The sequence below is a fragment of the Limoniibacter endophyticus genome, assembly GCF_014652835.1.
In the GTDB taxonomy this organism is placed as follows: domain Bacteria; phylum Pseudomonadota; class Alphaproteobacteria; order Rhizobiales; family Rhizobiaceae; genus Limoniibacter; species Limoniibacter endophyticus.
In genome coordinates this window covers 219,918-231,674 of record NZ_BMZO01000009.1, presented here as the reverse complement: position 1 = coordinate 231,674, position 11,757 = coordinate 219,918, and the positions used below count along the sequence as shown (strand labels likewise).

Sequence of the window (11,757 nt, the reverse complement as noted above, 5' to 3'; positions counted from 1 at the left end):
AAGCAAAAAACGGTCTCAAGGCCAGGCAAGGCCGGTCAGTAAAACCAGCAAGCTGCAAAAAAAACAGAATATAACGCGGGGTGGAGCAGCCCGGTAGCTCGTCAGGCTCATAACCTGAAGGCCGCAGGTTCAAATCCTGCCCCCGCAACCAAAAACACCCTGATGAATACAAATAAAAGCCCCGGACGCAACAGCGCCGGGGCTTTTGTCGTGGGGAAGCCGTGCGCTCCTATCGCCAAATCGGCACCCCGTCATTACCAGTGGAAATGCGGACAAAGGGCTAATGCCCGGCCAAGCTCTTCCCGAGCTCGAAAGACCGGCCTGCTGCGGGTTTCATGGACACCGAGTTAAGGTGTTTCCAATGAAACTGGAGCGCATGAATGCAACGAAGGAAGTTCAGCCGCGAGTACAAGCTTGAGGCGGTGAAGTTGGTGCGAGAGCGGGGCGTCAGTGTTGCGCAGGCAGCCCGCGATTTGGATGTTCACGAGAACGTCCTGGTAAATGGGTCAGGGAATATGGCTCCGACCCTGTGCAGGCTTTTCCCGGCCACGGACAGATGAAGCCGGAGCAGCTTGAGATCGAGAGGCTGCGCAAGAAGTTGCAAAGCTGAAGGCGGAGCGTGATATTTTAAAAAGGCCGCCGCCTACTTTGCGAAGGACGTGATATGAAGTTCGCGTTCGTTGCAAAGCACCGTTCGATCTGGCCGGTGGCATGGCTCTGCTAAGCGCTGGGGGTCTCTCGTTCTGGCTTCTATGCCTGGCTCAACCGTTCTCCGAGCCGACATGCCAGGCAAGATGAGGTTCTGCTCGACAAGATCAAGGACAGCTTCCAAGACAGTGACCGTACCTATGGTGCCCGGCGTGTCTGGCACGACCTTCTCGCCGAAGGCTTCTTCTGCGGCCTGCATCGCATCGAACGCTTGATGCGCGAAAATGCTCTGAGGGCCAGGCCGAGGCGACGCGGGCTGCCGAATGATGACAGTGAGCGCCCGGTCATCATGCCGAACGTGCTGGACCGGCAGTTCGAAGCGGATCGGCCGAACCAAAAGTGGGTGGCCGATTTTACCTACCTATGGACGGCTGAGGGCTGGCTCTATGTGGCTGCCGTCATCGACCTGTTCTCTCGTCGTGTCGTTGGCTGGTCGATGAACAACAGCATGACCTCCCAACTCGTGACCGACGCGCTGATCATGGCCATCTGGCGCAGAGGCAAGCCGGATGCGCTGTTGCATCATTCGGACCAGGGTAGCCAATACACCAGCGAGCAGTTCCAGCGCCTCATGGCCGATCACGGCATCACCTGCTCGATGAGTCGCTCCGGCAATGTCTGGGACAATGCCGCAATGGAAAGCTTCTTCTCATCACTCAAAACGGAAAGGACAGCATGCAAGGTCTACAGAACCAGAGACCATGCAAAGGCGGACGTATTCGACTACATTGAACGCTTCTACAACCCGAAGCGTCGGCATTCGACACTGAGCTATCTCAGCCCGATGGAATTTGAAATCAAAGTAGGACTAGCCTAACTCGGTGTCTAAAAACCGGCAGCAGGCCACATGGAGGTGTCGGAGGTCAAGCGGCTGAAGGCAATGGAGGAGGAGAATGCGCCGCCTGAAGAAGCTTCTGGCGGAGTCGATGATGGGTGTGTCGACGCTCCGTGAGATGCTGACTAAATACTTTTGACGCCCGGCTCGAGGAGAAATGCCGTGAGCTAAAGCGTGTCGCATCTATTGCGCCTCATATCCTGCGGCTTTGAAGAAATTTCGGCATTCAGCGACTGAGAAGAGGTTGATGATATCGCCGAGGCTTGGTTTATCGCATCGAAGCTGCGTGCGGCTCGTTTTCGCAGCAACGCCTTGAGTTTTGAGAAGGCCATCTCGATGGGGTTCAAATCCGGCGAATAGGGTGGCAGGAAGAGAAGCCACGCTCCCTTTGCTTGACGAGTTGTTCGGCTCGTTCGCTTTTGTGGAAGCCGACATTGTCGAGAATGACGACGTCACCGGGCGACAGTGTCGGCGCAAGTTGCGTTTCGATCCATGTTTCGAAGATGCGGCTGTTCATAGGTGCATTGATGATCCATGGTGCGGTCAGGCCATAGGATCGCAGACCCGCAATGAAGGTCTGGGTTTTCCAGTGACCGAACGGGGCATAGGCGGCAAAACGGCTGCCTTTGGCAGACCATCCGGTGCGCTTTGTCAGGCGGGTATTCGTCGAAGTCTCATCGATAAAGATCAGCCGCGACAAGGCCTTGTTGAAGAACGGCTTCCGGCGATTGATCCATAGATCACGCGCCTTGGCGATCTCCGGTCTGCGCTGCTCGCTTGCTTTGAGGCTTTTTTATTGCTCAGCCCAAGCCGGTGCAGAAACCGGCCAACTGTCGCGCGATGGACTTCTATACCGCGCTCTGCGAGTTCGACACATAGGTCGTCCAGGGTCACTTCGCCGTGGAGAGCCACGCGCTCGCGGATCCATTCACCATGGGCCGAGAGCTTGCTGCCAGGCGGATGACTTGCCGGGCGGGGCTAAGAGATCCGGATGACCGGTGCAGGATCATCATGTTGTTGACGAACCGAGGCGAAACGCGGAAATGCCGCGCCGCTTCCCGGTGGGTGTTGCCTTCATTCACAAACGCAACGACACGCTCACGCAACTCGATCGGATGCGGCTTGCTCATGGCGCTTCTCCTTCCATGGGCAAGGTGAATCACAGATCACACAAAACGGGAATCCCGAATCCGGTTAGACGCGACACGCTTTAGGCTGTCGAAAAGAAGAATTACTCGCAGTGGCCGGCCTGCGTCCTGGTTAGCATTGCCCCGCGTCCGATACATGTTCAACCGTCCGGACGATGCTGCTCTGCGAGAACGTTTGCGGGAGCTGTCATCGGAGCGACGGTAGTTCGGCCAAGGGACTGAAGGCGCTTGAAGATGAGAATGGGATGTTGGACGTTGCCGCGCTGCGTGAGCTTCTCCAAAAATAGTAGCGCCTGCTGCAAAGCGTGAAGTCGTCACGCATCTGAAGACCGCGATGAACCTGTCAGTCGGGCGGCCTGCCAGATCATATCCCCCGACCCTAAGATGATCCGCTACGGGTCTTTGCGACCGCCGAAGGTCGAGCTGCAAACGAAATTGCGCCGCCTTGCAAATGAAAGGCAGCGTTTAGGCTATCCGTCGGCTGTTTATCCTTCTCAGGCAAGAGGGAGAGCCTTCCGGTGTCAATCGTATTTTTATCGTCTCATCTGAGGAGGTCTTTCGTACGCACGCGCAAAACCAGCGGCGTACTGTCGCGGCACGCGGGCGCCAATCCTCGTCGAAGCAGATGCAATGCCCACTGGTCGTCGGTCATTGGCTTCGTCCACGGTCAATTAGCCTGCGGCAGACGCTTCCGCGTGCGCAACATTGTCGACGACGTCACGCGCGAATGGCCAGCAGCTATCCCGGATACCTGGATCCTGGCCCTCGTTTTACCCGCGAACGATGATGCTGGTCGAGCTGCGGGCAAGACTGCGCAATATCGCCAACAACGATGGCGTTTTTTGCGCTCACCGCTGATGCACGACAACGGCGCCCCATGATATATCTTTGAGATATATCATGGAGCCGATGACGCAAGCTCCTGACGGTCGCCGTCGGGCGAGTCCCGCGGCAGCACTTGTTCTATGAGAGATCAAAGGGTTTCACGTTGATGAAGAATGGAACTCGGCCATAGCATCGAAGAGGGTTCCATGGCGGTTTCGGTGTGTGAGAGAGAGGCCGCGCTGTTCTGGAAAAATATGGAAGAGAGCAGGGGCCCCGGCTTTGCGGGGACCGAGAATCATCATCGCGACAGGTTGGAATGGTGGTCCAAGGAGGCAGCTGCGGTCAAAGACTTGAGGGAATTGCCGCGCCGGCTTGTTTCGACATGATCTCGACATCAGTCGTTCCACTCAAACGGAAGCCGGCCCGGGTGAGCGAAGCGTGTTTGGAATTAATCCTTGACCCGGTCGGAACTTCTCCATTAACTCGGCGCGACGGTTCTTTGCAGTTTTCGCTGCCAGGATAATAGGGAATGCGGTGCGACGAACAAATGTCTACTCCGCAGCTGCCCCCGCAACTGTGAGCGGATGTCTCGACTATTGGTGCGCCTTTGCATCAGCCACTGCACGATGTGTGGGAAGGTCGGCCGAGACCATGAAATCCGCGAGCCAGGAGACCTGCCGTCAGATGTTGGTCCTCTAAATCGCGGGCGGGGATGCCCGGAAGGATATAAAAATGATATATTATCCTGCAGGCTTTTCGCCGCTGCCATCCTGTTTGCCATATCGGATCCAAACCGCGCATTAAGCTGCGCGCGCATTACTTTTTGCGCCTCACCGTTCCGATTTTCTCAGGAGACGCTCATGTTTTTTTCCCGCTGCGGGTCGGCAACTGCGTTTGCCATATCCATAGTTGCGACGCTTTATGCTGCCCCTGCTGCGCTTGCGGGAGGAAATACCGTATATCCGCTGACCGTTGAGAATTGTGGTCGTCAAGTTGCGTTCGAAAAGGCGCCGGAGCGGGTCGTTGCAGTGGGCCAGAGCACTGCCGAGATTCTTTACCTGCTTGGTCTGGCTGGCAAGGTTGTCGGAACCGCTGTCTGGGTGGGGCCGGTGCTATCGCAATACAAGGAGGTAAATGACGGGATCCCGCGGCTGGCCGACAATTCGCCGAGTTTTGAAAGCGTGGTGGAAAAGAAGCCCGATCTTGTTGCCGCCCAGTTCCAATGGAACGTCGGCCCCGAAGGCGTTGTAGCGACACCCGATCAGTTCGCGGAGCTGGGGATAAACGTTTATAACGCGCCTGCTGATTGCAAGGGCAAGGATAACGAAGGTGGTGGCGATGGCGTGCGTATGGCGGCTTTCGACATGACGCTTATCTACCAGGAAATTCAGGAACTGGCAGAAATTTTTGACGTGCGGGAGCGTGGCGAGACGCTTGTGCAAGAGTTGAGGATTCGCGAGGCGGCGGCGAGGGAGAAAGCAATTCGGCCAGAAAGCGATGTATCCGCCGTCTTCTGGTTTTCGAGTGCGGAGCTGGATATCGATCCGTATGTCGCTGGCAAGTATGGCGCTCCCGCCTATATTATGTCGGCGTTTGGCATCAGAAATATTATCGACAGCAATGAGGAATGGCCGACCGTCGGGTGGGAAACCATTGCCAAGGCCGATCCGACAGTCATCGTCGTGGGCAAGATGGGCCGACGTCGGTTTCCGGCTGACGATGTCACGGTAAAGCGGGAATTTCTCGCGACTGATCCAGTAGCGAGCCTGATGACGGCCACGAGAAAGAATTACGTGATCGAGATGGATGCCCAGGCGATGAATCCGACGATTCGCACGATCGAAGGCATCGAGATATTAGCCGAAGCACTCACGAAGTTAGGCCTTAGCCATTGACCGCGACCTCACTCGTTGCTCGGCGGACACCTATCTACGGCTTGGCGCTGCTCGTGCTCGTGGTGACGTTGGGCTGCGGCGCGGCCATCGGCGAGACCTCTATTCCGTTCGACGTTGTGGCCAAAACCGTTGCCAACAAGCTGTGGCAGGCCGGCTATGCGCTCGATCCCATAGACCAGGGGATCGTGTGGAATTACCGCCTGAGCCGGGCGATCATTGCGGCCTGTTGCGGCGCGTCACTTGCGCTGAGCGGGGTGGTGCTGCAGTGCCTGCTGCGTAATGCGCTTGCCGACCCTTATCTTCTGGGCATTTCAGCGGGAGCTTCGAGCGGCGCGGTGGCGGTGGCTATTCTGGGGCTGGGCGCCGGCATCCTCTCCTTTTCGTTTGGCGCCTTTATTGGGGCGATCATCGCGTTTGGCATCGTCTCGCTGTTGGCGGCGCGCGCAGGTAGTGGAACGGCGGCCATCATTCTTGCGGGGATTGCCGGATCACAGCTCTTCAACGCATTGACTTCCTTCATGGTAACGAAATCGGCGACTGCCGAGCAGGCACGCGGCATCATGTTCTGGTTGCTGGGCAATCTTTCAGGCGTGCGTTGGACAGACGTAACGCTTGCCCTGCCGGTTACCTTGTTGGGGTTCGTTGTTTGCATTACACATGCACGGTCGCTGGACGCATTCGCATTTGGGGCGGATGCGGCTGCCTCGCTCGGCCTCGCGGTGAAACGCATCTATGCGGTTCTGATCACAGCTGCCGCCTTGATGACGGCGATTATGGTCAGTCTGGTTGGCTCGATAGGCTTCGTCGGGCTGGTCATTCCCCATGCAGCGCGGATGATTGTTGGCGTGCGCCATAGCCGACTCCTACCGGTAGCTGCGCTGATCGGCGCCGTCTTCATGGTTCTGGCCGACATATTGTCGCGGATCGCCATTCCGGGGCAGGTCCTGCCTATTGGTGTGGTTACGGCGCTGATCGGGGCGCCTGCCTTTGCCCTTCTTTTGGGAAGACGGGGAAGCACACGATGAGCTTGCAGGCAAAAGAACTGAAATGGCTCGCTGGCGGTCGCATGATCCTGCAGAATATTTCGTTTGCGGTACAACCGGGCGAATTTCTCGGCATAGTTGGACCAAACGGCTCCGGCAAGAGCAGTCTGATGGCGCTGCTGGCCGGCATTCGAAAAGCGGCAGACGGTATTGTTCTGATCGATGGCAAGGAGCTTCGACGCATGGGACGGCGTGCGGTCGCACAGCGTCTTGCCTTTGTCGAGCAGCAGGCGGAAACGATGGAGCGTATTCGCGCAAGACAAGCGGTCGAACTTGGCCGCACGCCGCATCTCGGGCCACTTTCGGCTTGGTCTGCTGATGATGAGGAGATCGTTGATCAGGCGCTTGAATCAGTGGAAATGACGCATATGCAGGATCGGTTCTGGCACACGCTATCGGGAGGAGAACGACAGCGACTGCATATTGCGCGCGCTCTGGCGCAACAACCTTCGATCCTGTTGCTCGACGAACCAACCAATCACCTCGATATTCACCATCAACTGGCGCTGCTCGAACTGGTGAAGGCGCAGGGACTAACCGTGATCGTCGCGCTTCACGATCTAAATCACGCGGCGATGTTTTGCGATCGCATCATTATGATGAACCATGGCAAGATCATTTGTGCGGGTGCCCCGCGCGACGTGCTGACGAGGGGCAATATCGCCTCTGTCTTCAACGTACAGGTTCATGTTGAGGCCGAGAGCGATGGCAGTTGCCATATCCGCTACGAGCGCAGCTTTCAGGACGAGAGGAATAGAGAAAAAAAATGGCTTTCCTCGGCCGCATGATTTCTCGCTGTTCTTTTTTATTGCCGCATTGGCGCTCGCCGAGATTGTCGAGGTCAAGATGCTCAAGCGCAGCGAGACCAAACGATGGCGTACGAGCCGGATTAGGTCGCCTTGGCGCTCGTTGACAAGACCAAGTTTCATCGCCGGACACCAGACACACAATACAGCTTCGATGCCGGAGATCATCCCGGATGAAGCCAAACCGTTCAAAAATCAGACCAACGAGGCGATGTTGATTAAGGTGGGGCGAGACGGAACTGACGGACGAAACGCGCAAATGCCATCGCGGATTAGAAAGTGTTTCGACGCGATCTCCGCGAAAGTCGACGTGCAATGATGGTGCTCAAGCCTTCTGGGTCAGACGGGAGGCAAGGGTCTCCATGCGTTCGGCAATGTTGCTGAGCGCATGGGTCATGGCAGACTCGCTGCGATCGACGCGAGACAGAGCATCGTCTCGCGTCTTGCGCAAGCTCTCTATCTCGCTTTCCATGCCCTTGACGCGCTTCTGCAGCTCGGAAAGTTCGTCGAGGACCATGATGCCGGCCATCACGGTGACGCGCTGGTCGCCGATCTCCCCGAATGAGCCTTTCAGATGGGTGACATAGCGGTCGAAACGGTTGCCGAGATCCATCAGGTGCGCTTCCTGACCTTCGTCGCATGCCATGCGATAGGCCTTGCCGTCGATGGTTACGGTCACTTGCGCCATGACATTACCCCTCTGCTGCGCAATGAAGCGCCCATATGCTCTTACCGGTCGAGAACGGCACGGATGGTTTCCATTGCTGTGACAAGGCGGCGCGAAACCTCCTTGTTCACCTCCTCTAGCCGTTCGGCCTTGGATTCCGAACTGTCGAGTTCTTGTGCCAGCCGGGAACGGTCGGCATTCATGCGCTGAACCTCGGCTTCCGCTTCCTGATAATCCAGTTCATTCTCAAGGCGCAGAGCTACCGCGTCCTCCAGTCGGGACATGGCATTTTCAAGGCTGACGATGACTTCCTTCAGCGTAAGATCACCGGTCAATGAAGGGCCTCCAGACCAGGCGAGCCGAATCGGCCGCATTCTTAATATGTTATTATGGGAACATTAGGCAAAGCGTGAAGCAGGCGTCAATAAAGGGGGAAGGGATGTCCCCACATGGTGAGGCCATAACGGCTGTTTCGGTCTTCACTTTTGTTGACAGAGTGGTCGCAACTGCTATTTGTCCCTCGCAATCATGCCCTTTGCCCCTCAGTTATCTAGGCAGCGACACTGATGATCACACGCGAAAAACACGACCGCATGGCCAATGCGATCCGTTTCCTCTCCATGGATGCGGTCGAAAAGGCAAATTCCGGCCATCCGGGAATGCCGATGGGCGCAGCCGACATCGCTACGGTGTTGTTTACGCGCTTCCTCAAGCATGATCCGAAGAACCCGCTCTGGGCGGACCGCGATCGCTTCGTGCTTTCGGCGGGTCACGGTTCCATGCTGATCTACTCGCTGCTTTATCTGTCGGGTTACGAGGATATCACGCTCGACGAGATCAAGAACTTCCGTCAACTTGGTGCACGCACTGCCGGCCATCCCGAATATGGTCATGCCGCAGGTATCGAAACCACGACGGGGCCGCTTGGCCAAGGCATCGCCAATGCCGTCGGCATGGCGCTCGCCGAGCGCATTCTGAACGCGTCTTACGGAGATGATCTCGTCGACCATCATACGTATGCTCTCGTTGGCGATGGCTGTCTCATGGAGGGTATTAGCCAGGAAGCAATTTCGCTTGCGGGTCACCTGAAGCTCAACCGCCTCATCGTTTTGTGGGATGACAATAACATTTCCATCGACGGGCCGTTGTCGATTTCGGATTCCACCAACCAGCGTGCGCGTTTCGAGGCCTCTGGCTGGGCAACTGCTGCGGTTGATGGTCACGACCCGGAAGCAATTGCCGCCGCCATCGAGAAAGCGCGCGGGTCCGACAAGCCGACGCTGATCGCCTGCAAGACCGAAATCGGTTACGGCTCGCCGAACAAGGCCGGTTCCTCCAAAGTGCACGGATCGCCGCTGGGGGCAGAAGAAATCGTCTCCACGCGTCAAGCTCTTGGCTGGGAGTACGCACCGTTCGAGGTTCCCTCCGACATTCTGGACGACTGGCGCGTCGCTGCACTGAATGCTGCCAAGAAACGCAAGGAATGGGAAGGCCGTCTGGCCGCTGTCGATGCCGACAAGCGCGCTGAGTTCGAGCGCCGCATGGCGGGCGAACTGCCGGCGAATTTCGAAGCCGCAATCCTTGACTATAAAAAGAAGCTGGCCGCTGAGACGCCGACCGTTGCCACCCGCAAAGCTTCGGAAATGGCACTTGAGGTCATCAATGCCGCTCTTCCTGACACCATTGGCGGATCGGCCGACCTGACCGGCTCCAACAACACGCGCACCAAGGGCATGACGGCTGTCGAACCCGGTAAATACGACGGCCGTTATATCCATTTTGGCATTCGGGAACACGGCATGGCTGCGGCCCTCAACGGTATGGCGCTGCACGGCGGTATCATTCCCTATGGCGGCACCTTCCTCGTCTTTACCGACTATTGCCGCCCCTCGATGCGTCTAGCCTCGCTGATGGGGATCCGCTCTATCTTCGTCATGACGCATGACTCGATCGGCCTTGGCGAAGATGGCCCGACCCATCAGCCGGTCGAACATCTCGCGGCTCTGCGGGCCATTCCGAATCACCTCGTTTTCCGTCCGGCAGACGCGATCGAAACGCTGGAATGCTGGCAGGTTGCCATCGAGACGCGCAATGCACCATCGACGCTTGCGCTATCGCGTCAGAATCTGGCCGCGCAGCGCAAGGGACATTCGGACGAAAATCTCTCCGCACAGGGTGCATACGAGTTGGTGACGGCTTCGGATGAGGCGAAGGTTTCGCTTTATGCAAGCGGCTCGGAAGTCGAAATCGCCGTTGCGGCGCGGGAAATGCTCGAAAGAGAGGGCATTCCGACCCGCGTGATCTCGGTTCCTTCTATGGAACTCTTCTTCAAACAAAATGATGCCTATCGCAACGCGATCATCGGCGATGCGTCCGTCAAGGTGGCGGTCGAAGCCGGTATTCGAATGGGCTGGGATCGCATTGTCGGCTCGGACGGCGGGTTTGTCGGAATGGATAGCTTCGGCGCTTCCGGTCCTTATAAGGCACTTTACGAGAAGTTCGGCATCACTCCCGCGAATGTGGTCGCCGAAGCCAAGAAGCGTCTCGTCTGAACGATCGTTGCCTGAAATTCTGAAAAAGCGTCGGTTCTCCGGCGCTTTTTCTTTATTTTTGGGGAAGCATCTTCGCCTAAATCGTTTTGGCTCAATGCAATTTTCCGCGGATCGTCTGGATTCTGCGGCCACCCGGGGCTATGTAGCTTGCAACCCGCGCAAAGGCGTGCGGATCGCATCAGGCGCAGGCATGTCGCGCCATGTTTGAAGTGAGGAGAAGTCAGCATGACCGTGAGAGTAGCCATCAATGGATTTGGTCGCATCGGCCGCAACGTCCTGCGCGCCATCGTTGAATCAGGTCGCAAGGATGTGCAGGTCGTAGCCATCAACGACCTGGGTCCTGTCGAGACCAACGCGCATCTCCTGCGTTACGATTCCGTACATGGCCGCTTTCCCCAGGCGGTCAAGGTGGATGGCGACACGATCGACGTAGGCTACGGTCCCATCAAGGTTTCGGCCGAACGTGATCCTGCAAATCTTCCCTGGGCAGCCAATAATGTCGACATTGCTCTTGAGTGCACGGGCATCTTCACTTCGAAGGAGAAAGCATCCGCGCATCTGAAGGCTGGTGCCAAACGCGTTATCGTATCCGCGCCTGCCGATGGCGCCGATCTGACCGTTGTCTACGGTGTGAATCACAACCAGTTGACGAAGGATCACGTCGTTATCTCCAACGCTTCCTGCACGACGAACTGTCTTGCACCAGTCGCCAAGGTCCTGAACGACGCCTTTGGCATCGAGAAAGGCTTCATGACGACGATCCATGCCTATACTGGTGACCAGCCGACACTTGATACTATGCACAAGGATCTCTATCGCGCTCGCGCCGCGGCGCTGTCGATGATCCCGACCTCGACCGGTGCCGCGAAGGCTGTCGGTCTGGTTCTTCCAGAACTCAAGGGCAAGCTTGATGGCACCTCCATTCGTGTTCCAACCCCGAATGTTTCCGTCGTCGATCTCAAATTCGTCTCGAAAAAGACGGTCACTGTAGAAGAGGTCAATCAGGCGATCATTGCCGCAGCCGAGGGGCCGCTGAAGGGGGTTCTGGACTATACCAACGATCCGCTTGTATCCATCGACCTTAACCATAATCCGGCGTCCTCGACATTCGCCATCGACCAGACCAAGGTCATAGACGGAACGCTGGTTCGAGTATTGTCCTGGTACGACAATGAATGGGGCTTTTCTAACCGCATGGCGGACACGGCCGTGGCGCTTGCCAAGACGATGTAAGCTTCGGGCTTCAGTGACAGAACGAAGGCCAGCGTCGGAGACCCG

At 57.1% G+C, this 11,757-nt stretch carries 9 protein-coding genes, 1 tRNA gene, 3 pseudogenes and 1 riboswitch; of the genes and pseudogenes, 8 read left to right on the top strand and 5 right to left on the bottom strand.

Annotated elements, in window-relative coordinates; all coding sequences use genetic code 11:
- Positions 1–74: 74 nt before the first annotated feature.
- Together IE151_RS14360 and IE151_RS14355 are read left to right on the top strand one after the other, a co-directional pair.
- A tRNA-Met gene (locus IE151_RS14360) sits at positions 75–151 on the top strand.
- Positions 152–380: 229 nt separating this feature from the next.
- Positions 381–1,525 (top strand): annotated as a pseudogene (locus tag IE151_RS14355) (IS3 family transposase).
- 185 nt (positions 1,526–1,710) lie between these two features.
- Here IE151_RS14355 and IE151_RS17755 read toward each other — a convergent pair.
- The 3 genes and pseudogenes from IE151_RS17755 to IE151_RS17745 all read right to left on the bottom strand — a co-directional run bounded on the left by IE151_RS17755 (position 1,711) and on the right by IE151_RS17745 (position 2,673).
- Positions 1,711–2,243 (bottom strand): annotated as a pseudogene (locus tag IE151_RS17755) (IS630 family transposase).
- On the bottom strand, positions 2,231–2,437 hold the full coding sequence (locus tag IE151_RS17750) for a helix-turn-helix domain-containing protein (RefSeq protein ID WP_244636767.1): 207 nt from the start codon (positions 2,435–2,437) through the stop codon (positions 2,231–2,233). Before IE151_RS17750 ends, IE151_RS17755 begins: the two are co-directional and overlap by 13 nt.
- Positions 2,434–2,673, bottom strand: coding sequence for a hypothetical protein (locus IE151_RS17745; RefSeq protein WP_244636765.1), 240 nt, complete (start codon positions 2,671–2,673; stop codon positions 2,434–2,436). The genes IE151_RS17750 and IE151_RS17745 overlap by 4 nt, the downstream gene beginning before the upstream one ends.
- A 221-nt stretch (positions 2,674–2,894) precedes the next feature.
- Here IE151_RS17745 and IE151_RS14345 point away from each other — a divergent pair.
- The 4 genes and pseudogenes from IE151_RS14345 to IE151_RS14330 form a co-directional block, all read left to right on the top strand.
- Positions 2,895–3,449: pseudogene (locus tag IE151_RS14345) on the top strand (transposase family protein); the annotation flags it as partial.
- Positions 3,450–3,991: 542 nt separating this feature from the next.
- Positions 3,992–4,212, top strand: a riboswitch (cobalamin riboswitch).
- A 164-nt stretch (positions 4,213–4,376) separates the two neighbouring features.
- Positions 4,377–5,411 carry an ABC transporter substrate-binding protein gene (locus IE151_RS14340; protein ID WP_189491539.1) on the top strand — a complete coding sequence of 345 codons (1,035 nt, stop codon included), beginning with the start codon at positions 4,377–4,379 and terminating at the stop codon, positions 5,409–5,411.
- 32 nt (positions 5,412–5,443) lie between these two features.
- Positions 5,444–6,436, top strand: a complete 993-nt coding sequence (locus IE151_RS14335) for a FecCD family ABC transporter permease (RefSeq protein WP_189491591.1) — start codon at positions 5,444–5,446, stop codon at positions 6,434–6,436.
- Positions 6,433–7,242: an ABC transporter ATP-binding protein gene (locus IE151_RS14330; protein ID WP_189491536.1), complete on the top strand. Its 810-nt coding sequence runs from the start codon at positions 6,433–6,435 to the stop codon at positions 7,240–7,242. The genes IE151_RS14335 and IE151_RS14330 overlap by 4 nt, the downstream gene beginning before the upstream one ends.
- Before the next feature lie 343 nt (positions 7,243–7,585).
- Here IE151_RS14330 and IE151_RS14325 read toward each other — a convergent pair whose 3' ends face one another.
- Both IE151_RS14325 and IE151_RS14320 read right to left on the bottom strand, forming a co-directional pair.
- On the bottom strand, positions 7,586–7,948 hold the full coding sequence (locus IE151_RS14325; protein ID WP_189491533.1) for a cell division protein ZapA: 363 nt from the start codon (positions 7,946–7,948) through the stop codon (positions 7,586–7,588).
- 41 nt (positions 7,949–7,989) lie between these two features.
- Entirely contained in the window at positions 7,990–8,262 is a 273-nt protein-coding gene (locus IE151_RS14320; RefSeq protein WP_382345370.1) for a DUF4164 domain-containing protein, read from the bottom strand.
- 231 nt (positions 8,263–8,493) lie between these two features.
- Here IE151_RS14320 and tkt point away from each other — a divergent pair, with 231 nt between their 5' ends.
- Positions 8,494–10,479, top strand: coding sequence for a transketolase (gene tkt, locus IE151_RS14315; protein WP_189491527.1), 1,986 nt, complete (start codon positions 8,494–8,496; stop codon positions 10,477–10,479).
- 225 nt (positions 10,480–10,704) lie between these two features.
- On the top strand, positions 10,705–11,712 hold the full coding sequence (gap, locus tag IE151_RS14310) for a type I glyceraldehyde-3-phosphate dehydrogenase (protein ID WP_189491524.1): 1,008 nt from the start codon (positions 10,705–10,707) through the stop codon (positions 11,710–11,712).
- The last annotated feature ends 45 nt before the right edge of the window (positions 11,713–11,757 follow it).